The 23,069-nt window shown below is 72.2% G+C and carries 16 protein-coding genes; 10 read left to right on the top strand and 6 right to left on the bottom strand.

Going from position 1 to position 23,069, the window contains the following annotated elements:
• Positions 1 to 158: 158 nt before the first annotated feature.
• Complete coding sequence (locus tag WME96_RS01540) at positions 159 to 1,733, bottom strand: FAD-dependent oxidoreductase (protein WP_437288414.1); 1,575 nt, start codon at positions 1,731 to 1,733, stop codon at positions 159 to 161.
• 242 nt (positions 1,734 to 1,975) lie between these two features.
• Here WME96_RS01540 and WME96_RS01535 point away from each other — a divergent pair, with 242 nt between their 5' ends.
• From WME96_RS01535 to WME96_RS01525, 3 genes are all read left to right on the top strand, one after another.
• Positions 1,976 to 2,944: a hypothetical protein gene (locus tag WME96_RS01535; RefSeq protein ID WP_437288413.1), complete on the top strand. Its 969-nt coding sequence runs from the start codon at positions 1,976 to 1,978 to the stop codon at positions 2,942 to 2,944.
• Between the two features lie 192 nt (positions 2,945 to 3,136).
• Entirely contained in the window at positions 3,137 to 5,338 is a 2,202-nt protein-coding gene (locus WME96_RS01530; protein ID WP_437288412.1) for a DUF362 domain-containing protein, read from the top strand.
• 118 nt (positions 5,339 to 5,456) lie between these two features.
• Positions 5,457 to 6,917 carry a pyridoxal phosphate-dependent decarboxylase family protein gene (locus tag WME96_RS01525; RefSeq protein WP_437288411.1) on the top strand — a complete coding sequence of 487 codons (1,461 nt, stop codon included), beginning with the start codon at positions 5,457 to 5,459 and terminating at the stop codon, positions 6,915 to 6,917.
• Positions 6,918 to 7,091: 174 nt separating this feature from the next.
• Here the strand turns inward: WME96_RS01525 and WME96_RS01520 are convergent, their stop codons facing one another.
• Positions 7,092 to 8,297 (bottom strand): ferritin-like domain-containing protein, encoded by a 1,206-nt coding sequence (locus WME96_RS01520; RefSeq protein WP_437288410.1) that lies wholly within the window; start codon positions 8,295 to 8,297, stop codon positions 7,092 to 7,094.
• Between the two features lie 433 nt (positions 8,298 to 8,730).
• Here WME96_RS01520 and WME96_RS01515 point away from each other — a divergent pair, with 433 nt between their 5' ends.
• The 7 genes from WME96_RS01515 (at position 8,731) to WME96_RS01485 (ending at position 19,929) form a co-directional block, all read left to right on the top strand.
• The gene (locus tag WME96_RS01515; protein ID WP_437288409.1) at positions 8,731 to 9,429 is read left to right on the top strand and encodes a regulatory protein RecX; all 699 of its coding nucleotides are present in this window, start codon (positions 8,731 to 8,733) and stop codon (positions 9,427 to 9,429) included.
• A gap of 99 nt (positions 9,430 to 9,528) precedes the next feature.
• Positions 9,529 to 12,933: an ATP-binding protein gene (locus tag WME96_RS01510; RefSeq protein ID WP_437288408.1), complete on the top strand. Its 3,405-nt coding sequence runs from the start codon at positions 9,529 to 9,531 to the stop codon at positions 12,931 to 12,933.
• Between the two features lie 398 nt (positions 12,934 to 13,331).
• Complete coding sequence (locus WME96_RS01505) at positions 13,332 to 14,303, top strand: C-type lectin domain-containing protein (RefSeq protein ID WP_437288407.1); 972 nt, start codon at positions 13,332 to 13,334, stop codon at positions 14,301 to 14,303.
• A gap of 59 nt (positions 14,304 to 14,362) precedes the next feature.
• Positions 14,363 to 14,779, top strand: coding sequence for a GAF domain-containing protein (locus WME96_RS01500; RefSeq protein ID WP_437288406.1), 417 nt, complete (start codon positions 14,363 to 14,365; stop codon positions 14,777 to 14,779).
• Positions 14,780 to 14,841: 62 nt separating this feature from the next.
• Positions 14,842 to 16,002 (top strand): radical SAM protein, encoded by a 1,161-nt coding sequence (locus WME96_RS01495; protein ID WP_437288405.1) that lies wholly within the window; start codon positions 14,842 to 14,844, stop codon positions 16,000 to 16,002.
• 297 nt (positions 16,003 to 16,299) lie between these two features.
• Positions 16,300 to 16,923: an L-2-amino-thiazoline-4-carboxylic acid hydrolase gene (locus tag WME96_RS01490; RefSeq protein ID WP_437288404.1), complete on the top strand. Its 624-nt coding sequence runs from the start codon at positions 16,300 to 16,302 to the stop codon at positions 16,921 to 16,923.
• 168 nt (positions 16,924 to 17,091) lie between these two features.
• A complete protein-coding gene (locus WME96_RS01485) occupies positions 17,092 to 19,929 on the top strand; it encodes a hypothetical protein (RefSeq protein ID WP_437288403.1) in 2,838 nt (945 codons plus the stop codon).
• 104 nt (positions 19,930 to 20,033) lie between these two features.
• Here WME96_RS01485 and WME96_RS01480 read toward each other — a convergent pair whose 3' ends face one another.
• The 4 genes from WME96_RS01480 to WME96_RS01465 form a co-directional block, all read right to left on the bottom strand.
• Entirely contained in the window at positions 20,034 to 20,999 is a 966-nt protein-coding gene (locus WME96_RS01480; RefSeq protein ID WP_437288402.1) for a S1 family peptidase, read from the bottom strand.
• Between the two features lie 294 nt (positions 21,000 to 21,293).
• Complete coding sequence (gene ribD, locus WME96_RS01475) at positions 21,294 to 21,770, bottom strand: bifunctional diaminohydroxyphosphoribosylaminopyrimidine deaminase/5-amino-6-(5-phosphoribosylamino)uracil reductase RibD (protein WP_437288401.1); 477 nt, start codon at positions 21,768 to 21,770, stop codon at positions 21,294 to 21,296.
• Between the two features lie 222 nt (positions 21,771 to 21,992).
• Complete coding sequence (locus WME96_RS01470; RefSeq protein ID WP_437288400.1) at positions 21,993 to 22,298, bottom strand: hypothetical protein; 306 nt, start codon at positions 22,296 to 22,298, stop codon at positions 21,993 to 21,995.
• 189 nt (positions 22,299 to 22,487) lie between these two features.
• Entirely contained in the window at positions 22,488 to 22,775 is a 288-nt protein-coding gene (locus tag WME96_RS01465; RefSeq protein ID WP_437288399.1) for a UPF0175 family protein, read from the bottom strand.
• Positions 22,776 to 23,069: the final 294 nt, after the last annotated feature.

The raw sequence follows: 23,069 nt of genomic DNA, 5'->3' as shown, positions 1-23,069 counted from the left end.
TGCAGGGATGGCTGGCGATGCGCTCCGGGCTGCGAGCGAACATCGGGCGAGGCGCGGCCGCGTCGCGCAGCGCGCGCGCCACGGGAGATCGGCTGTCGAGCGTAAACGATCCGCGCGCCGCGGGGTCAACAGGAACGACACCAGGTCGCCCGGAACACCTACCGGGCCTGGCCGGCGGCCTTGTCAGCCGTGGGCCGGATCCGCGGGCGCGGCCCGCGCAACCTGGGACCGCGCCCGGAGCTGCGTGGCTCGCCGGCGGTCCGGGTGAAGCACGATGTCAGGCGCGCCCGCGTCGCCGGGTCGCTCCTGCGGAGCGGCGCGGCCGCGGCGCGCGCAGTTCCCGGCGAGGGCATGAGCGCTTCGCGAACGGCGTGCCGGAGCACGGCGATCACCACCGAGGGCGCAAAGCAGGTGATGAGCCCTCGCATGAGGTGCATGACGAGCAGCCACCTCCCGTAAACCGCCGTGTCGTACGCGGATACCTCCGCGAGCTTTCTGTTGTACCACCGCATCGCCCCGAACCAGAACGGCCGCTCTCCCTCCGCCTCCGGGAACAGCAGGTCCTCCGTCGTGGCCAGCCGCCACGGTAGATCCGTCGACGAGGAGAGCGCGCGCTGGAAACGCCTGGCGAGCCCGCGCACATCTCCGCTCGGCTGGTCGCAGAGGCAGCGCGCCAGCACGCCCGCTCCGAGGCACGCCACGGTCATTCCCTGCCCGAAGAGCGGGTCGAACGCGCAGGCGGCGTCGCCGAGGACCACGAAGCCGTCCGGCTGGCGTTGCATGCGCTCGAAATGGCGCCTGCGATCCGCAGGGAACCGGTAGAGCGTCGGGGAGGTCAACGGCTCGGCGTCCTTGATGAGCTCGTGAATCTCGGGCCGCGCGATGGTCCGCGAGAACTCGACAAACCCCGCGTCGTCGAGCGGCGGATGCTCGCCGAAATAGCCGCAGAGGGACACGTACCACCGGTCCCCTTCGACGCTGCACATGAAACCCGCGCGCTTCCCCGCCGGCGGACGCGGGGCGATGAGGATGAGCACCGGCCTGTGCCGGTAGCGCTCGGGGGGCCTGTAGACCCTCGACACATAGGCGATGTCAATCTCGACCTCGCTCTCCGGCGGCCTCGCGTAGCCGGCGGCCTCCAGCCACTGCGGCGCCCGCGAGCCGCGCCCGCTGGCGTCCGCGACGAGCTCCGCGGTGAGCTCGTCGGGCCCGCCCCCCGGCCGCTCGATGGTCACGCCGGTGACCCGGGCGCGGTCCGCGCTCAGGCGCAGGCCGGACACGGTCGTCTCGTCCAGGATCTCGACGTTCGGGAGCGAGCGCACGCGCTGGCGGACGTGGTGCTCGAGGAACGCGCGGCTGCACTGGAGGAGCGGGATGCCGCTCGCGAACTGCACCTTCCAGACGCCGCCATGGTACCAGGCGATCCGCTCGCCGAAGTCGCCCACGAGGGCGCCGTCGGCGGTCAGCTCCTCCAGGATGCCCGGGAACATGCCGCCGAGGGTGTCGAGGCCGGCGCCGAGCAGGACGTGAACGTGGCGCCCCTGCGGCACGCACCTGCGGACGTCCGGCGAGCCGGGGAGACGGTCGCGGTCCACGAGGGTGACCCGCGCGAAATGCTCCGACAGGACGCGGGCCGTGACGAGCCCGGCCATGCTGGCCCCGATCACGACGGCATGCGCGCCCCTGGAGCCGCCCGCGCCGCGCTGGCGGCCCGCGCTCGGTACCTCGATCATGACTGCCCCCCCTTCCAGCCATCATGGCTGGCTCCGCGCGACCGCTCCGCCGCCGCCCGTTGGGGGAGCGCCAGGCTGGCGCTCTCCTGTCCGAGCCAAGGAGGATCATGGGACACGCCGCGCGCCGCGTCAGGTCAGCGATCGGGATCCTCACCGCGTTCCGCGCGAGCGACCTGGGCAGCATGGAGTAAAATCGCTTGAGGCCCGATGCCTGCGGGTCGAGGACGACACACCCTGTCGACATGATTCGACTCGGCCACGTCTGTCAGTCGCTCGGGATGCCGGAGCCCTCGCTGAAGACCGCCCAGCTCGGTCGCTACCTCAAGGGCCTGGTCGATCTCACGCCGATCTACAGGTACAACGCCGAGTACGTCCGGCGATCTCTCGTGTACTCGACCGGCCTCGGCCTGGCGGCGCACCGCATCTCCAGCGACCTCTTCCCGCTGCTCGATATCGCGCCGGGCGCGCGCATGCTGGTGCCGGACCTGCGATCCGTCCGCCGCGCAGCGGAGCGGGGCGATGTGCACCTGTCGAATCATCCGAGCCAGTTCGTTGTGCTCTCCTCGCCGCGCGAGGAGGTGCTGATCAACTCGCTTGCGGTCATGAACGATCAGGGCTGGGTGATGGATCTCATCGGCGCGCGGGGCTCGATCACCCTGCACGGCGGCGGTGTTCACGGCGATCGCGAGAGCACCGCCTCGCGGCTCCGCGAGGGGATCGCGCGGCTCGCGCCGCCGGCGCGGGATCGGCTCGCGCTGGAGAACGACGAGCGCTGCTGGACGGTGCCGGAGCTGCTCGAGGCCACCGGGGGTGAGGTGCCCATCGTGTTCGACAACCTGCACTGGTCGGCGAACCCGCGGAGCGCGCCGTACGAGGTGGAGCTCGAGGCCGCGCTCCGCTCCTGGCCGGCGGACCGGCTACCCGAGCTCCATTACAGCGAGCAGTGGAAAGGCAAGCCGGCGGGGGCGCACGCCGAACACATCACCGGCCGCGGGCTGCTCCGCTACTGCGAGCAGGTCGAGGAGGTTTCGGGGGGCCGCGAGGTGGTGGTGATCGTGGAGGCGAAGCAGAAGGATCTCGCGATCGTCCGCGCCCTCGGCGAGCTGACGGGCCGGCAGCGCGCGCGGTTCGAGGCGCTCGTCCCGGGCCTCGCCGCGGCCTCGCCCCGTGGCCGCGCGATGAGCGCCCCGCGCCTCGGCTCCCCCGCGTGAAGGCCGCCGGCGCACGGAGACCCGGAGAGCACAGACCGGCAGTCCTCGTCCCCTGAGGGCTTCGCCGTGGCCCCGGCGATCGACGTACCCGGCATTCCGTTCGTGATCACCGCCCTGGCGGGAGGGCAAGCAGCCGGCCGCCCCTTTCCTTCTTCTCCCCACCGCCTTTTGGCTCCATCGTGCTCCGCGAGGATGAACAGCACCCGAGCGAGCCACGGCCGCCCCGCGCGGCGTCTCCCCTCCGCGATCGCGGCGCTCCCGGCGCTGCTCGCCGCCCTCGCGGGCTGCGGGGACCGGCAGCGCCCCCCGGACGGCCTCGCGGGCAGCGCCACCGCCGCGCAGCCGCCGCTCGACGCGACACCGCCGACGCCGCCCGCGCCCCCGGCCGCGACCGCCGCGGCCTCGACGACCGCCTCCTCGTTCGCCGCCGCCTCCGCGCACCCGGCCGTGCCCACCGCGCTGCCGAGCGCGTCGAGCGACGTCGTCGCGGGCGCCTCGCAGCGTTACGAGGCCGGCCCCTCGGTGATCGCGTCCGACAGCATCGACGGCGCCGCCCTCCGGAAGCGGCACGTCGCGCGGATCAAGGCCGACGACTCGCCGGTCACCGTGCTGCGCGGCCAGGGCCCCCTGGAGCTCGGCAAGCGCCTCTGCGAGGCGGTCGTGCCGCGGCGGCCCGAGGCGACTCCCGTGCTCCTCAAGCCGAACGTCTGCGGGTTCGACAGCGTGAAGGACCCGGCGAAGCACAAGGGCGACGACGGCGTGACCGGCCGGATCACTCAGCCTGAGTTCGTACGCGGCGTCGTGCAATGCCTCAAGGGGCGCGGGCACACGAAGATCACGATCGCCGAGGGGTGCGGACACTCGCACAAGTTCTGGAAGGACCTCGTGCAGCGGACCGGCTACGAGGCGATGGCCGCGGAGGAGGGCGTCGCGCTCGTCGCCATGGACGACGACGGGGTCTACGACGTCGCCGGGGACAGGCCCGGACAGCCGCTCGCCATCCGCGGAATCCAGGCGAGCCACGTGCCGACGCTGCTCATGCCCAGGGTGCTCGCCGAGCACCTCGATCGCGGGCTGTTCCTGTCGCTCCCCCGGATCAAGATGCACCGGTATTCGGTCATCTCGGCCGGCATCAAGGGCATGCAGGGGACGGTGATGCTGTCGGACAGCGCGCCCGCCTACAAGCAGAAGTGGCGGATGCACCGGGAGCTCAAGCCCTACCTCGACACGAAGTCCGCCGGGCAGGAGGACCGCGCGCTGTACCTCTCGTCGCTCCGCGTCTTCGCCGAGCGCATGGTCGACGTGCTCGAGATCTCGACGCCGGACGCGGTGCTCGGCGACGGCGCGCCGGGGATGGGCGGAGACGGCTTCCAGGTCCTGCGCCCCACCGCGGAGATGGTGGCGATCGGCGGCACGAACCCGGTGCGCGTCGACCGCGTGGTGGCGGAGTTCATGGGGGTCTGGAACAGCCCCGCGCTCGCGCGCGAGCTCGGCGGCCACCGGACATCGCCGCTCATCGAGGCCGCGGCGAAGCGCTTCGGGCTGGACCTCAAGGCGACGGCGATCACGGGAGACGGCGCAGACCTGCTGAAGAGCCCGAGGCCCGTGCACTACAAGGCGATGGCGCCCTTCCGGCTCGACTGGGATCCCGGCCAGGCGCCCCCGCCCGGGGGGCCCGCGAAGGAGCCCGATCCCGCGCCGCCGCCCGCGCCGGAGGCGCCCGCCGGCCCGCAGGACGCCGGGGCGGGCGCGGCGCCCGCGAAGCCGGAGGCGCGCGCGTCGCGGCTCTTGCCGGGCGAGGAGATCGCGGTCGACGGGAAGGCCGACGACGCGGCCTGGAGCCGCGCGAAGGCCGTGCAGTGGGACACCGATTACGCCGGCAAGAGCACCGGGATCCTGACGCGGGCGCGGTTCCTCTGGTCGAAGGACGGGCTCTATGCGCTCTTCGAGCTCTCGGGCGCCGGGCTCAACACCGATCGATCGAAGCCGGTCGGCGTGGAGCGGAAGGGGCTTTACACGGAGGACTGCGTCGAGCTCTTCCTGACGCCGGCGCCCGCCTCGCCGGAGCGGTACTTCGAGGTGGAGATCGGGCCTTTCGGGCATTTCTTCGACATCGCGGTCGATCGCGGCGCGCGCCAGGAAGACACGGCGTGGTCGAGCGGCGCCACGATCGCGACGAGCCGGCGCGCCGCGGCGCGCACGGCCGTGATCGAGGTGCTGCTCACGGCGCCGGGCATCGTGCAGGCGCTCGCCCCGAAGGAGCGGCTGCCCATGAACCTGTACCGCATGGAGGGGAAGGCCCCGCGCAACTACCTCGCGTGGAGCCCACCGAGGACGAAGAAGCCGAACTTCCACCTGCCCGAGGCGTTCGGCGCGCTCGTCATCGAGCCCTGAGCCGGGCAGGCAGCGCACGCGGTCTCACGGGGTCGTTCCACGTCCTCGCGCGTCCTCGCCACGTCCTCGCCCGGACGCCGCGCGACCCGGAGCGCGCGATGGCGTAGGATGGCGCGCGTTGGCCCGCCCGAGACGCCCGCAGTCAAGCCCGCACCCGCTCGAGCTGCCGGGCGACGTCATGCGCGAGATGGTCGAGCTCGCGATGGACCGCATCGTGCCGCACATCGAGAGCCTGCCGGAGCAGCCGATGCACGCGACGCGGGGAGGCAAGCGGCTTGCGCGCTCGCTCCGCGAGCCGCTGCCCGAGCGCGGCGTGCCTTACGAGAAGCTCCTCCGGAGGCTCTTCGGCAAGCTCATCCCGATGAGCCTGAACACCGCGTCACCCGGTTACATGGGGTATATCCCGGGCGGCGGGCTCTTTCACGCGGCGGTGGCCGATCTGATCGCCGACGCGGTGAACCGGTATGTGGGCGTCTTCCAGGCCGCCCCCCTGCTCGTGCAGATCGAGGTCAATGTGATCGCCTGGTTCTGCGCCATGCTCGGCCTGCCCGAGGGCTCCGGGGGGATCCTCACGACGGGCGGCTCGCTCGCGAACCTCGTCGCGGTGATCACCGCGCGCCGCGAGCGCCTCCCGCCGGACTTCCTGCGGGGGACCCTCTATGCCTCGGAGGAAGCGCACCACTCGGTGAAGAAGGCCGCGCTCCTCGCCGGCTTTCCGCCGGAGGCCGTGCGCGAGATCCCGGTGGACGGGCGCTTCCGCATGCGCCCCGACGCGGCGGCGGAGGCGGTGGCGCGCGACAGGGCGCGCGGCCTCTCGCCGTTCCTGCTCGTCGCCTCTGCGGGCACCACGAGCACCGGCGCCGTGGACGATCTGCCCGCCCTCGCCGACCTCGCCGAGGCCGAGCGCCTCTGGCTGCACGTCGACGCGGCGTACGGCGGCTTCTTCGCGCTCACCGAGCGAGGGCGCGCGGCGATGCGAGGCATCGAGCGCGCCGATTCGGTGACGCTGGACCCGCACAAGAGCCTCTTCTTGCCGTACGGGACGGGCTGCCTCGCGGTGCGCGATCGCGAGGCGCTGCGGCGCGCGCACGCGCTCTCCGCGTCGTACATGCCGCCGATGCAGGCAGAGGACGATCTCGTGGATTTCTGCGAGATCAGCCCCGAGCTGTCGCGCGACGCGCGCGGGCTGCGGGTGTGGCTGCCGCTGAAGATGCACGGGGCCTCCGTCTTCCGGGCCGAGCTCGACGAGAAGCTCACGCTCGCGCGCGGCGCGGCCGACGCGCTCCGGCGGATGGCGCACATCGAGGTCGTGGCGGAGCCCGAGCTGTCGCTCCTCGCGTTCAGGGCGCGCCCGCCCGGCGTCGACGACGGGCCGGCGCTCGACGCGTTGAATCGGCGCCTCCTCGCGCGGGTGAACGCGAAGCAGCGGGTGCTGCTCACGGGGGTGGTGGCCGGGGGGCGGTTCCTGCTGCGGATGTGTATCCTGAGCTTCCGGACGCACGCGAACCGGGTGGACGCGGCGCTCGCCGACGTCGCGTCGAGCCTCGCGGAGGTGCTGGAAGAGCTCCGCGACAGCTAGGCCAGGACGCCGAACAGGTTGAAACCCCCGAGAAAACGAACCACAGAGGCACAGAGGGCACAGAGGAAGAGAAAAGAAAGACAATTTATTTTCTCTTCTTCCTCTGTGCCCTCTGTGCCTCTGTGGTTCAAATCTCTTCATTCCTGGGTGTTTCAAGCTGATCGGCGCTCTGGTCTAGGCGAGCGCGGCGCCGAGGCCCGACGCGACGTGGTGCGGCGCGGGCGGCGCGGACAGGAGCGCCTCGGCGCACGGCCCGATGACCTCGCGGATGGCGTCGAGATGGCAGCGCGCCCGCTCCGCCTCGGTGAGGCGGCCGTGGTCGCGCCACGAGGCGGCGTCGACCCCGGCGCGCTCCAGGCCGCGCGCGGCGCGCGCCCCGGCGAGCGCCTCGTCGAACGCGCGCGCGACCGCCGCGCGCACCGGCTCGCCGCCGCGCGCGATGGCCCAGCGCACGAACGCCCAGGCGAGCTCGGCGTGGGCGGCCTCGTCGGCGGCGATCCGGTCGAGGGCGCGCCGGACCTCGGGGTCGCGCGCGCGGTCCCGCTGCGCGGCGGCCTGCAGCGCGGCGAGCGTCTCCCCCACGCAGCCCTCGCGCACCGCGCTGGCGGCGGCGCTGGCGAGCGTTGGCGCGTCGATCGCGCCGTCCATGGCGAGCGCCCCCGGGCCGAGCGGCCGGCCGGCGTAGCGGCTCGCGAGCGTGAAGCAGTCCCGCGCGTGCTGGAGCTCGTCGGCGAGGGCGCGCTGCGCGGCGTCGATCAGGCCGGGCGGCGCGCCGAGCGCGAGCAGGTCGAGCGCGAAGCGCGCGAAGGAGGCGATCGACGCGTGCTCGAGGCGCGCGTCGGCGAGCCACGCCTCCGCGAGGGCGGCGCGCGTCACGGGATCGAGCGCGAGCGGCCCGTCCGCCGCTGCGTCGAGCGCCCAGTCGGCCCGCGCCTCGACGCCGGCCAGGCGCGGCGCGCCGCCAACGAGGAAGGGGCGGCCACACCCGCCGACGCCTGTATCGAAGTTGTCGTAGCAGCACTGGCCGTCCTCCAGCACGCCGTTCTCGTAATGCATGCAGTACTCCGGCGGCTGCAGGAACTCGCTCGGGCACGCCTCGGCGGGCCTGTCCTCCCCGCCGACTCCGAGGGTCCCACCGCCCCCTTCGCTCACCGGGCTCCGACCGGCGTACTCCCAGGCATCTTCAGGCGAGAAGCACCGCCGCTCGTAGAGGCTACCGCCGGCGCCGCCTTGACCGCCGGCGCCGCCCTGGCCGCCGGCGCCGCCCTGACCGCCGGCGCCGCCTTGGCCGCCGGCGCCGCCGGCTCCTCCTGTGCCTGTTGCCGTGCCGCCGCCGCTATTGCTCTGGCAGCCGACCGCCACTGACAGACCGGCGAACATGCCGGCCCCCAGAATCCTCATGATGCGCGCGCGCAATTCCCTGCTCATGATCGTCATCGCCCTCCGAGCGGTGCGTCGCGGTTCAGCAGCGAGCATGCCAGTTCGCGCTCCGGCGCTACGGCTCCTCCCACGCGCGCAAACGGTCGAGGTGTCTCGCCGTCTCGATTCCTCTCTGATCTCGCAGACATCATCGGCCGAGCGCCGGCCGGCAACCCCCCCTCGAGCACCCACCGGCGCCCCCCGTCGCCCGCGGGACCGTTCCCCGACCGCGAGGCGCTCGCTTGCCGTCCTGCGCCGCATTGCGCCAGAATGTCCAGCGCTCTCGCCTGCGCTCGTCCCCTGTCCTGGCGCACGACCGCGGCGGCGCCTCTTCCGCTGGCTCCCACCGCCCGGTGCTTGCGGCGCGCGCGGTCCGCGCCATCGTGCCCCCCGCATGCCGATCATCACGGGGATCGTCCCCTCGCCCGACAGGCCCGGCCACGTCGTCATCCTCGTCGACGGGGTGCCCTTTGCCACCGTCCCCGAGGAGCGCGCCGCGGGCCTCGCGCCGGGGCAGACCAGCCCGGGGATCCCGGCGGAGCCGCTCCGGTCGCCCGGCGAGGGCGCGCAGAAGACGTACGAGCGGGCGCTGCGGCTGCTGTCGTTCCGGGCGCGATCGGCCAGAGAGCTCGAGAAGCGCCTGATCGAGAAGGGCGAGCCCCGCGAGCACGTGACGACCGTGATCGAGCGGCTCTGCGCGAACGGGCTCCTCGACGACGCGCGCTTCGCCGAGGCGAAGGCGCGCGCCGGCATCGTGGGCAGGCCGCGCTCGCGCCGCCGCATCGAGCAGGATCTCGCCCGCAAGGGCGTCGCCCGCGACGTGGCCGACGCGGCGATCCGGCAGGTGATGGCCGACGAGGGTACCGACGAGCTCGCCGTGGCCGAGCGGGCGGCGCGCAAGAAGCTACGCTCCCTGGCGCGCCTCGTGCCCATGGAGCGACGGCAGAAGCTCTATGCCTTCCTCGCGCGGCAGGGCTACGCGCCCGACGTGGTGCGCCGGGCGATGCGCGCGGTGAGCGACGCGCTCGACGCGACCGACGCGACCGACATCATCGAGGCGACGGACCCGCCGCCAGACGACGACGGGGCATAACGCCACACCCCGTTTGCGCCCCGCCGGGGCCGGCGATTCACCCGAGGCGCACCGGCGTTGGGCGCTTCTCCGGCCCTCTTCACCACGGTACAAGGAGCCATGTCGTTCACGTCGAAGGGTACGCCGTCGGACCGCGCGGACGCTCGGGCCGTCCTCGCCGGAGGGGGCGAGATGGGCGAGCGCATGCGCGCGCTCGACTGGTCGAAGACCCCGCTCGGCCCGGTCTCGTCCTGGCCGCAGAGCCTCAAGACGTGCCTGCGCATCATCCTGACCTCGCGCCAGCCGATGTTCGTCTGGTGGGGTGACGCGCTCATCAACCTCTACAACGACGCGTACAAGTCGATTGTCGGCGGCAAGCACCCCGAGGCGCTCGGGCAGCCCGCGTCCGTCGTCTGGCGCGAGATCTGGGATCAGGTCGGGCCGCGCGCGGCGTCGGCGATGCGCCGCGACGAGGGCACCTACGACGAGGCGCTCCTCCTCATCATGGAGCGGCACGGCTACGAGGAGGAGACGTATTATACGTTCTCCTACAGCCCGGTGCCGAACGATCAGGGCGGGACAGGCGGGATCATCTGCGCCAACACCGATGACACGCGGCGCATCATCGGAGAGCGGCAGCTCGCGCTCCTGCGCGATCTCGCGGCGCGGACAGCGAACGCGCGCACGTTGGAGGAAGTCTGCACCCAGAGCACGCTCGCGCTCGAGACCAACCCGAAGGATCTCCCGTTCGCGCTCCTCTACGTCCTCGACGCGGACCGGCGGCGCATGCAGCTCGCCGGGACCACGGGCATCGCGCGCGGGCACGCCGCGGCCCCGGAGACGATCGAGATCACGGACGAGCCTCCCTGGCCGGTCGCCGAGATCGCGCGCGGGCACGAGCCCTCCCGCGTGATCGAGCTGTCACCCGAGCTGCGCGACCTCCCGACCGGCGCGTGGCCAAAGCCGCCTTCGCGGGCCGCCGCGCTCTCGATCGCCCCCTCGGGCGAGACGGGGCGCGCGGGGGTCCTGATCGTCGGGCTGAATCCATTCCGCCTCTTCGACGAAGACTACCGCGGCTTCCTGCACCTCGCCGCCGGGCAGATCGCGGCGAGCATCGCCAACGCGCAGGCCTACGAGGAAGAGAGGCGGAGGGCGGAGGCGCTCGCCGAGCTCGATCGCGCGAAGACCCACTTCTTCAGCAACGTGAGCCACGAGTTCCGCACGCCGCTCACGCTGATGCTCGGGCCGCTCGAGGACGCGCTCGCGTCGTCGAAGCGGAGCCTGTCCGGCGCCGATCTCGAAACCGCCTACCGCAACGCGATCCGCCTGCTCAAGCTGGTCAACGCCCTGCTCGATTTCTCGCGCATCGAGGCGGGCCGGATCCAGTCGTCCTACGAGCCGACCGATCTCTCCGCGCTCACCGCGGACCTCGCGAGCGCCTTCCGCTCCGCGATGGAGCGCGCCGGCCTCACGTTCGAGGTCGATTGCCCGCCGCTGCCCGAGCCCACCTACGTCGATCACGACATGTGGGAGAAGATCGTCCTCAATCTCCTCTCGAACGCGCTCAAGTTCACGTTCGAGGGGACGATCGCGGTCGCGCTCCGCCCGCACGACGATCGCGTCGAGCTCACCGTGCGGGACACGGGGACGGGCATCCCGGAGCACGAGCTCGCGCACCTGTTCCGGCGGTTCCACCGCGTCCAGGGCGCGCGGTCCCGCACCCACGAGGGGTCCGGGATCGGGCTCGCGCTGGTCCACGAGCTCGTCCGGCTCCACGGCGGGACAATCCACGTCGCGAGCAAGGTCTCCGAGGGGACGACGTTCACGATCTCCATCCCCCGCGGGACAGCGCACCTCCCCCAGGACCGCGTGAACGCCAGACGGGCGCTGGTGTCGACGGCGACAGGCGCGACGCCCTACGTGCAGGAGGCGCTCCGCTGGTTGCCCGGGTCGGAGCCCGGCGAGCACGTCGGCCAGCTCGCGCCGGCGCTGACCTCGCCCGCGGACGCCCCGATCGAGGCGGGGCCGTCGGCGCGCATCCTCCTCGCGGACGACAACGCCGACATGCGCGAGTACGTCGGCCGCGTGCTCCGCGAGCGCTGGACGGTCGAGGCGGTCGCCGACGGCGCCGCAGCGCTCGAGTCCGCGCGCGCGCGCCCGCCGGATCTCGTGCTCACCGACGTGATGATGCCGAACCTCGACGGCTTCGGCCTGCTCCGCGCCCTGCGCGACGACGAGCGCACGAGAGGCCTCCCGATCATCATGCTCTCCGCGCGCGCGGGCGATGAGTCGCGCGTCGAGGGGCTCGAGGCGGGCGCGGACGATTACCTCGCGAAGCCGTTCTCCGCGCGCGAGCTCGTCGCCCGGGTCGCCACCCACCTCCAGATCGCGCGCCTGCGCGCGGCGGCCGAGCGGGAGCGCGAGAAGCTGTACGACCTCTTCATGCAGGCGCCGGTCCCCATCGCTGTGTTCGCCGGCCCCGAGCACCGCTACGAGGTCGCGAACCCGCCGTACTGCGAGATGGTCGGCCGGCCGGTGCTCGTCGGGAAGAACGTGCGCGAGGCGTTCCCGGAGCTCGGCGAGCACGAGGTGATCGCGACCCTCGACCGCGCGCTGACGAGCGGCCGGCCGCTGCACGTGACCGAGCTGAACGTCCCGATCGAGCGCGGCGGCGTGGCGAGCGACGCCTTCTTCAACTACGTCGCGCAGCCCATCCGCGACCCGTCCGGCGCCGTCACGGGCGTCATGGTGGTCGCGTTCGAGATCACCGCGCAGGTGCTCGCGCGGCGCCACATCGAGCAGCTCAGCCAGCACCGCGAGGAGCTCATCGAGGCGCTCGCGAAGACGAACCAGGAGCTCGACCAGTTCGCCTACGTGGCCTCGCACGACCTCAAGGCGCCCCTCCGGGGGATCGCGAACCTGTCGGAGTGGATCGAGGAGTCGCTCACGGGGAAGATGGACGGCGAGACGCAGGAGCACCTCCACCTCCTGCGCGGGCGCGTGCGCCGCCTCGAGACGCTCATCGACGGCATCCTCCACTACTCGCGGGCGGGGCGCGTGCGCGGCGACGTGGTCAGCGTCGACACAGGCCAGCTGCTCGCCGAGGTCGTCGAGCTGCTCTCGCCGCCCCCCGAGGCCCGGGTCGAGATCGCGCCCGGGATGCCGACGCTCGTCACGGAGCGCGTCCCGCTGCAGCAGGTGTTCCAGAACCTCATCAGCAACGCCCTGAAGCACGCGCGCCGCAGCGACCCGCGCGTCGAGGTGACCTGCACGGACGCCGGCGACTTCCACGAGTTCGCCGTCAGGGACAACGGGCCTGGCATCGCGCCCGAGTACCACGATCGCATCTGGGGGCTCTTCCAGACCCTCGAGTCGCGCGACAAGGTGGAGGGCACCGGGATCGGGCTGTCCGTCGTGAAGAAGATCGTGCAGAGCCGCGGCGGCAGCGTGTGGGTCACGTCGCACCCCGGCGCAGGCGCGACGTTCTTCGTGCGCTGGCCGAAGCGTGTGAAAGAGGAGGCGTGAGTGCGCTAGAGCTCGCGTGAGGACGCACACGTCCGGACACCTTCTCCTCGAAAGTTTGCGAGTTCATTTTTCTCCTTGGCGTGAAGCCACGCTGTCCGCATACTCGCGATCTATCTCTCAGGGTGGCAGCACACTCGTTCACTCCATGACGAGCGTGCTCCGCCCGACACAGCGGCATCTCGGCAGCAGCGCTCATCGCGCGGGCCGCGGACGCGCCGGAGCCAGGGGGACACAGCGCCTCGCGGGGATCGAGAGGCGACCTACCCCGGCTCGGGGGCGCGGCGCGCTCATCGGCTGCGTCCCACGCCAGCGCTGCGGCGAGGGACGGCGCGCGTGACGCGCCGCGCCTCGGCGCGACAGCGCGGCTCGCCGGCGGATTCACCACATCAGGAGGGAACATGCTCAAACGGCTCGCTCGGATCTCTCGTCTTCTGGCGCTACCCCTCACCGCGGCCTCGCTGGCCGCCGTCGGCCTCGCGGGCTGTAGCACCGCCGGCCCCGCCGACGCGGCGATCGAGGAGGCGGACGCCTCGAACGTGCTCATCGACGCCCGGAGCGTCGGGCGCCTCGCCCCCGGCGAGCGGCTGTCGGTCGACCTGCGCGCGCGCGACGTGGTGGCGCACGTCGCGTTCGATGGACTCGACTTCAGCCGGGTCGATCTCGCCTTTGGCGACGAGGGCAAGGCGCCGCTGGCAGAGGTGATGGCGCCCCTGTTCTCCCACCCGTACAGCCCCCTCGAGGCCGCGGACGGGCGCTTCGTGATCACCGCGGATCCCGCGAACATCCCCGAGCTCACCGCGGACGACATCGCGGCCCTCGAGGCGGAGCGGATGATCGCGCGCGAGCACGGGAGCCGCGCGCCCACGGCGCAGCCTCAGTCGATCGACGACTGCGTCGAGCAGACGATCTACTTCTATGTGGACATCGTGATCAACGACACGGTGCAATCGGTCCTGTGCGCGCACACCATCGTCGTCTGCGGCTCGACGACGTGCGACATGCAGACGCACAACGGGCACAATTACCTGTTCTGTGACGGACAGGAGTCGTGGACCGACGCCAAGGCGAGCTGCGCGAGCCAGGGCATGAGCCTGGTCACGCTCAACGACGCGGAGGAGGAGGCCTGGGTCAACCGCCTCGCCTCGACGTACTCGACGCAGAAGTGGTGGATGGGCATGAACGACAGGGCCTCCGAGGGCACGTTCGCCTGGGACAGCGGCGACGCCGTGTCGTACACGAACTGGTACCCTGGCGAGCCGAACAACGTCGGCAACGAGGACTGCGGCCAGCTCAACCGGTTCTACCCGGAGCCCGGCTGGAACGACGAGCCCTGCTCTCTTCACCTGCGCTACATCTGCGAGTCCGACTGACGACCCCGCCGGGGCCTCGCGGTTGACGCGGGCGCCGCGCCGGTCGAGGGTGCGGGCCCATGAACGCGCGCCGAGAGTCGCTGGAGCCGTGGCTGCGGAGCTTCGTCGCTGACAACGGGGGCATCGCCGGCACCGTGCACCTCGTCGAGGGGGACGCGCTCGCGCTGGCCGCGGCCGTGAACATCCCCGAGAAGGTGCAGGAGATCACGCGCCGCGTCCCGCGCGGCAAGGGCATGGCCGGGCTCGCCTGGGAGCGCGGCCAGCCCGTCCAGACGTGCAACCTGCAGACGGACACGTCCGGCGACGTCCGCCCGGGGGCCAGGGCGGTCGCGGCGCAGGCCGCCGTCGCCCTGCCGGTGCGCGACGCCTCGGCCAGCGTGCGCGCGGTCGTGGGGATCGCCTTCGCCGGCGAGCGCGAGCTCGGCGAGGGAGAGCTCGCCAGGCTCGCCGAGGGCGCGGGCGCGCTGCCGGCCTGACACCGTCGCTCGGGCGCCGGCCCTTGTCTTTCGCGGCGCCGATGCGACGATGGGCGCCCTCCATGGAGACGAACGGCGGCAGCGCGCCGCAAGCATCCCCCGACGATCCGCTGGAGCCGGGCGCCCGGCCGCACGTCCGCCTCGAGGACCTCGTGCGGGCGGGCGAGCCGCTCACGGCGAAGCTCGCCCGCCGCACCGTGCCCGGCGCGCTCTACGAGCGAGGGCCGGAGGAGGGGTATCTCCGGTGCACCGCGTGCGCGCACCGGTGCGTCCTCGCGCCGGGGCGCGCGGGCGCGTGCGGGATCCGCTTCGAGCAGGACGGCGAGCTCCGCGTCCCGTTCGGGTACGTGGCGCGCCATTACGTGCGATCGGTCGAGACCAATACGATCTTCCACGTGCGCCCCGGCGCTCGGTCGCTCACGTTCGGGATGTTCGGGTGCGATCTGCGCTGTCCTTATTGCCAGAACTGGAAGGTCTCACAGGCCCTGCGCGAGCCCGGGAGCGACGGTGAGCCGATCGATATCAGCGCCGCGGACCTTGTCGAGGTGGCCGTCCAGGCGGGCTGCGAGGTGCTCGCGAGCGCCTACAACGAGCCGATGATCACGGCGGAGTGGGCGCGCGCGGTCTTCACCGAGGCGCGGCGGAGGGGGCTCGTGACGGCGCTGATCTCGGACGGCAACACCACGCCCGAGGCGCTCGAGTACATGCGCCCGGTCGCGGACGTGTTCCGCGTCGACCTGAAGGGGTGGAGCGCCGACCAGTACCGGACCCTCGGCGGCCGCGTGGAGCCCGTCCTCGCCGCGATCGGCGAGGCCCGGCGCCTCGGTTACTGGGTCGAGGTCGTGACGCTGGTCGTCCCCGGCTTCAACGACAAGCCAGACGGCCTCCGCGCCCTCGGCGCCGAGATCGCCCGGGTCGACCCGGACATCCCCTGGCACCTCAACGCCTTCTACCCGCGTTACAAGATGAGCGACCGCGCGACGACCGACCCGGCGTTCCTCGTGGACGTCGCCGGCGTCGCCTATGCCCGCGGAATGAAATACGTCTACGTCAGCAACGTGGCCGACCGGGTGCGCGAGCTCTCGCATACCCGCTGCCCGGCTTGCTACGAGGTCGTGGTGCGGCGGTTCAACTACGAGACGCAGGAGGTCCTCCTCTCCGGCGGTGCGTGCCCCTCGTGCGGGACGCGCGTGCCCGGCCTGTGGGGACCGTCCGCCGCATAACGTCACCCGGCCGAGCGGCCCTCACCTGCCGAGTGCGCGCTCTCCGCGCCGCCCAGGACGTGTTTCCGCGAGGCATCTGCCTCATTTCAACGAGATACGCGCGCGCCGGTCCCACGGACCGACTGGCCGGCTGACCGACTGGCAGGTGGCGACCAGTCAACTGGCCTGCTGGCCTGCTGGCCGGCCACCTCAACTGGCCTGCTGGCCGGCCAGGCCGGCCATTTCAGCCCGCCATTGGCTCGGCAGAAATTCGACCATGGATGCTCGCCCCGGAGCCGCATGTGGTAATTTGGGGGCATGTCGCCGTCGGAACGTCTTGCTCAGGTTCTCACGGAAGGCCGGTTCGTCGCGATTCGCGAGCTCGGCGAAGAGAGCGCGGCCGAGCTCCACACGCACGCCAAGGAGAGGTATCTCGCGCTCGAGGAGTCGATACCCCGGTTCCGGAGCAGCATGGATCGCAAGCTCTTCGAGCTCGGCCCGCCCGCGCTCGCGATCTACCTGGCGCTCCACCACGACCTCGGCGTCGACCGGGGGCCGGCGCTGCGCATGACCGAGGACATGCTGCTCGCGTTTCATCGCAAGCAGCGGAGCCGGAACCCGCTCCTCGGCGCCGCCAGAGACATCGTGCTCCGGCTGAGCCCCGCGCGGAGCCCGCTCCTGAAGAGCATGCTCACGCGCGAGCCGGGCGGCTTCCGCTTCGACAGGGCCCGCGACGCCGGCGCCCTCCGCGACGTCGACGTGCGCGCGTGCCCGCTCGTGGCGTTCGCGCGGCGACACGGCGCGCCGGAGGTCGTCCCGATGATCTGCCGGCTCGACGACCTCCAGGCGCAAGAGCTCCGCGACGCCGAGCTCCAGCGCGCGGGCGCCCTCGGCATGGGCGCCGAGCGGCGCGACCTCCGCTACGTGACGGCGAAGAAGTAAGCCTCGCGCCGGGAGGCCGGCGGCGCGTCCGCGGGACGGCGCGGTGACGTGGTCGGCTCCTCGACATGGGCGCTGATTCGACGATCGAAGAGAGCGTGATCGTGTTAATTGGTCGATCATCGGCCGATCCCCGGCTCGCTCCCTGACATCGCACCTCGACGAGGCCCCATGAAACCACCGTTCGCCCTGCGGAGGGTTGCCGCAGGACTCCTGTTCGCCGCGGTGTCCGCTGCTGTCCTCGCGGGCACCGCCCCGGCGCTGGCCGGCTCTTCTTACACGCTCTTCGAGAGCGGGCAGGTCCGCCCGCTCGCGCTCTCTCCCAGCGGGAACCTGCTGTTCGCGCTCAACACGCCGGATGGCCGCCTCGAGGTCTTCCGCGTCCGCGACGGCGCGCTCGTCCACCGGGGCTCGATCCCGGTCGGGCTCGAGCCCGTCGCCGTGGCGGCGCGGAGCGAGACCGAGGTGTGGGTCGTCAACCACCTGTCCGACAGCGTGAGCGTCGTCCGCGTCTCGGCGGGCGGCGCCGGCGGCCACGTCGAGCGCACGCTGCTCGTCGGCGACGAGCCGCGAGACATCGTGTTCGCGGGCCCCGGGCGGCGCCGCGCCTTCATCACGGCCGCGCACCGCGGCCAGAACAACCCGAACGATCCGCAGCTCACCACGCCGGGCGTGGGCCGGGCCGACGTCTGGGTGTTCGACGCGAACCACCTGGGCGCGACGCTCGGCGGCGCCCCGCTCACGATCCTCACCCTCTTCACGGACACGCCGCGCGCGCTCGCCGCCACGCCCGACGGCACCCGCGTTTACGCCGCCGGCTTCCACTCCGGCAACCAGACCACCGTCGTGACCGAGCTGCTCGTGCCCGACGGCGGCGAGGCGAACGGCGGCTCGCCGGGCCCGACCACCAACGCGGACGGCGATCCGGCGCCCGAGGTCAGCCTCATCGTCAAGTTCGACGGCGCGCACTGGGTGGACGAGCTAGGCCGGTGGTGGGACAGCCAGGTGAAGCTCTCGCTGCCCGACAAGGACGTGTTCGCCATCGACGCGATGGCGACCCCGCCCAAGCCCGTCGCCGGGCCGTCAGGCCACTTCGCCGGCGTCGGGACGATCCTCTTCAACATGGTCGTCAACCCGGTGAACGGGAAGGTCTACGTCTCCAACACCGACGCGCGGAACGAGCGGCGGTTCGAGGGCCCCGGCATCTTCGCCGGGCAGAGCGTGCGGGGCCACCTGCACGAGAGCCGCGTGACGGTGCTCGGCGCGGGCAACGCGGCGCCGCGCGTCGCCCCGCGGCACCTCAACAAGCACATCGACTACGCGACCTGCTGCGCCCCGACGCCGAACGCGGAGAGCGAGGCCAGCCTGGCCCAGCCGGTCGACATGGCGGTGACGAGCGACGGAGCGACGCTCTATGTCGCCGCGCTCGGCTCGAGCAAGGTCGGCGTGTTCAGCACGGCCGCGCTCGAGGACGACACGTTCGTCCCCGACGCGGCCGACCACATCGAGGTGAGCGGCGGCGGCCCGTCGGGGCTCGCGCTCGACGAGGCGCGAGGCCAGCTCTTCGTGCTGACCCGCTTCGACAACGCGATCTCGATCATCGACACAGCGACCGGGGTCGAGGCGGCGCACGTCCCGATGTACAACCCCGAGCCGCCGAGCGTCACGGCCGGGCGGAGCTTCCTCTACGACGCGCGGTCGAGCTCGGCGCACGGCGACTCGTCGTGCGCGAGCTGCCATATCTTCGGCGACTTCGACAGCCTCGGGTGGGACCTCGGCAATCCGGACGCACAGGTCCTGAACAACCCGGGCCCGTTCGTCGGCCCGCTGCTCAACCTGTTCACGCAGCAGCCGATGGCGCAGGAGTTCCACCCGATGAAGGGCCCGACCACGACCCAGAGCCTGCGGGGCATGGCGAACCACGGCCCCATGCACTGGCGCGGCGACCGCACCGGCGGCAACGACGCGCCGAACGCGCAGCCGGACAGCGGCTCGCTCGATGAGCGCGCCGGCTTCATGAAGTTCCAGGACGGCTTCACCGACCTCCTCGGCCGGAGCAGCCAACTCGCCCCCGCCGACATGGAGGCGTTCGCGGACTTCATCCTCCAGGTGACCTATCCGCCCAACCCGATCCGCAGCCTGGACAGCTCGCTCACGCCGGATCAGCAGGCCGGGCGCGACACCTTCTTCAACAGCAACCTGGACGGGACGGCCATCTGCAACGGGTGCCACGTCCTCGACCCGGACAGCAACCCTGGCACCGACAAGCCCGGCTTCTTCGGCACGAACGGCAACATGACGTTCGACTTCCAGCCGCAGCTCATCAAGACGCCGCACCTGCGCAACATGTACCAGAAGGTCGGGATGTTCGGGATGGCCGCCCCGATGTTCGGCATCCTGCCGGGCGACAACGATCACAAGGGAGATCAGGTGCGCGGGTTCGGCTTCCTGCACGACGGGAGCTTCGACACGCTGTTCCGGTTCTTCCGCGGGATGGGCTTCTCGCCGTTCACCGGCTTCACCAACCAGTTCGGCACGTTCCCCGACAACCCGGACGGCCTCCCGGACTCGTCGGCGGGCGACCTTGTCCGCCGCCAGCTCGAGGCGTTCGTCCTCGCCTTCGACTCGAACGTCGCGCCGATCGTCGGCCAGCAGGTGACGCTGCGCTCTGGGAACCAGGCCGTCGCGGGCCCGCGCGTCGATCTGCTGATCGCCCGGGCCGAGGCGGGCGAGTGCGACCTCGTCGCCAAGAGCCACCTGGGCTCTCGGGAGCTCGGCTTCCTCTACACCGGAGGAGGGCACTTCGCCGTCGACCGGATGGCGATCCCGCCCGTCTCCGACGCGCTCCTCCGCCAGGCCGCCGTCACGACGGGGCGCGCGCTGACCTACACGTGCGCGCCGCCCGGCTCGGGCTACCGCGTCGGCGTCGACCGCGACGAGGACGGCTTCCTCGACGGCGACGAGCGGGCCGCCGGCAGCGACCCGGCGGACGGCTCCGACACGCCCTGATCTCCGTCGCGCGAGCAGCCCCGCGGGGCCGCGCCCGCGGGCCGTCACCGCGCCGTCTTCACCTCTCCTTCGCCGTTCACCCGCCCTTCACCCTCACCCCTCCTTCACCGGTACGACCACCACTCCGGCGCGTCGTCGTCGAGCGCGCAGTCCGGGTCGGCCGGCTGCACGCAGGCCAGCGCGCACACGCCGTCTGCGGCGCAGTGGTGCTCGGCGCAATCCGGGTCGACGACGTCGGGGCCGACATCGCACGACGCGTCGCAGAGGCCATCCGCGCGGCACGGGTTGTCCGCCTCGAACTCGTCGATGGTCGGCTGGATGAACCGGGCGAGCTGGAGGTGATCCGTGCGCGCCTGCACCCCGTCGAGCGTGCAGGGGTCGTCGCCGAACGATGTCACGCCGGCGTGGCGCTCGACGCCCCACCGCACGAGGAACGCCGGACCTCCGGAGTCGCCGGCGCACGTGTTCATGGCCGGGACCTGGTAATAGAACTGGGTCTCGGTGATCGTCCCCGGCGTGCCGCCCACCTGGGCGGGCCCGACCGCCAGGATGGGGAACGTCGCGACGCGGCGCGTGCCGAACCCCGTCCCGGCGACGCCGTCGGATACCCCATAACCGACGAAGGTGTAGTCCGGCCCGACGTACCAGCGGTTGTTCTCCATCGACTCGCGCAGGAGCGGCGCGGGCTGCACGGGCGCGTCGCTCTCCAGCTTGAGGAGGGTGATGTCGTTCTCGAGGGTGCCCGGGTCAAACCCGGGGTGCCTCCTCGACTCCTCGACCCGCACTCTCGCCGAGCGCCGCCCGAGGCTCGTGCCGAAATAGACCCGCGTGGCCCCGCCGTAGCAGTGCCCCGCCGTGATCACGGTGCGCCGCGAGATGACCGTGCCGGTGCAGTACGCCCGGACCCGGTTGCCCACGCCCACGACATAGGCGTGCGCTGTATCCACGGCGCCGCCGACGATGCGCTGTCGGGACGTGAGCACGGGTTGCTCGCCGTCGTCCCCGGCCACCGTATCCGCGCAGCCGGGCGCGCCGAGGCAGAGGAGTGCGATCAGGAGAGCATTCTTCATACTGCCACCTTTCCGTCTAGAAATGATGTCTAGAGCGGCCATTGCGTGAGGGTGCGCACACCGTTGCGCGACTCGGGTCCTCCGCTGGGCGGAGGGCATATCAAGCGTGGTGCCAGCGCCCTGCTCGGCGAGACCGCGAGTCGACTCCGGCGCGGAGCGGGGGTCCTGGAAGGGCGCGCGAGCGGGAGTCCTGGAATCGGGCGCGAGCGGGGTGGATCTCGCCGGGCCGCAGGAAAGCCCGCCGGGACGGCGGGGACGTTCACGAGGGGCGCGGGCGCGGCGCCGCGCGAGGCGTCAGGACGTCGGCGTCGCTCGCTCGACCAGGGCGCTGCGCTCGGCCATGGTCTCGATGTAGGCGCGGTTGAGCTCGCGGCATGCGGGCTCGCGGACGCCGATCGCGACCTCGATCCCGCCGCTCTGGAGCAGGGCGACGCCCCTGCCGGAGACGAGGGGGTTCGGGTCGATCATCCCGATCACGACGCGACGGACGCCGGAGCGGAGGAGCGCGTCGGTGCAGGGGGGCGTGCGGCCGTGGTGGCAGCACGGCTCGAGGTTGACGTAGAGCGTGGCCCCCTCGGCGCGGCCGGCGAGCTTGCGGAGCGCGTCGACCTCGGCGTGGGCCAGCCCGGCTCGCTCGTGGAACCCCTCGGCGAGGAGCTCGTCGCCGCGCACGATGACCGAGCCGACCATCGGGTTCGGCGCGGTGCGCCCGGCGGCGAGCGCCGCCAGCTCCAGGCAGCGCTCCATCCAGCGAAGGTCGACGTCGTTCATGCGAGCCTCGGGCCGCGGCGGTCCAGGTAGGGGCGGCTGGCCTGTCTCGCCGCAACGTCGCACAGCATGCCGCGCCAGTATAGCGGAGGACCGTCGGGAGGCAGCGGCCGAGCGGCGCGGCTCCCGCTCGCCAGCGCGGCGCCTCGCACGCCCCTCCCTCGCGGCACCTCGCCAGCCCGCCGCCAGGCGCCGCGCCTCGCCTCGCCCGCCCGGCGCCGCGCCTCAGGCTTCTCCGGCGGCCGCGAGGACGTGCTGTTTCAGCGCGGCTGATGTGGAAACCTTGACGACTGAGCGCGTCCATCCACGATCGGACCTCGCCAAGGTGCCCTGACGTTTCCCCTCGAGCAGGACGACGAGGGTCCCCGTCATCCGCAGCCCGGGTCGCCGGCCCACCTTTCTGCCGTCAACCTCGTCGATGAGCAACAGCGACGCGCTCCTCTCGATCGCCAGCGCGATGGCCGCAGCCTCTCCGGGGTCGAGCTGAACGAGGAGCTGCCGCAGAAACGGCCCATCGAGTGGCGCGGCCACGACCAACGCATTGGCACCTGGCACCTGGCGCCTCACGCCAAGCGCCGAGGACTTGCTGGCCGAGATCGAGTTCGTCGACCACCTGGGCTGGAACGAGCACGCGCCCGAACAGAAGCCCGAGCAACGGAAGCTGTCCGATCCGGAGGAGATGCGACACGGGCGCGTTGTTCGTCAGCACCAGCGGCGTCGTCATGGGGGCCCGCCACTGCCCGCGGCTCGCCGGGACGCAGCGAGGTCGGCGAGATCCTCATCGAAGTCCTCGACCGTGAGCCGTGACGGGACCCCGCGCTGCCCGAGGAGCTCGTCGAAGGCAACCCGATCCATCCCCGACAGCCGTCGAGCAGCAGCCTTGGGCAAGAGCTCGCGAGCGTACAGTTGCACGGCCAGCTCCCGCTTGAGCACGGCCTCCCGCTCGGCTGGCGGAATGCGTGCCTCGTCGAGGATGTCGTCCGAGATTTCGAGGTTGAACGATCCCATGCTGCGTCACGCCCTGCCGGTGCACCCCGAGGATCCCACCGACGCCGCGGCCCGCAAGACCGAGATGCTCCGCGCCCTACACTGCCCGCGGTGGACGGCCGGACGAACGCTCACGTGATCCGGGGTCCACTCCACGCGAACCTCGCGTCGACGCAGCTCACTCATCGTCGGTGGGATCGTCGTTGGGCGCGATGTGCGTCGGGATGGCGCGCTCGCCCGCATTCTTCAGAGCGGACCACGTGGGCGGCTTCTCGATGGCCGCACCGAGGCGGAGCATGTCCTCCTCGAAGCAGG

It is taken from the genome of Sorangium sp. So ce406, assembly GCF_051474675.1.
GTDB lineage: Bacteria > Myxococcota_A > Polyangia > Polyangiales > Polyangiaceae > Sorangium > Sorangium cellulosum_G.
Note: the sequence above shows the minus strand (reverse complement) of the source record. Positions and strands in the feature narration are given on the sequence as shown.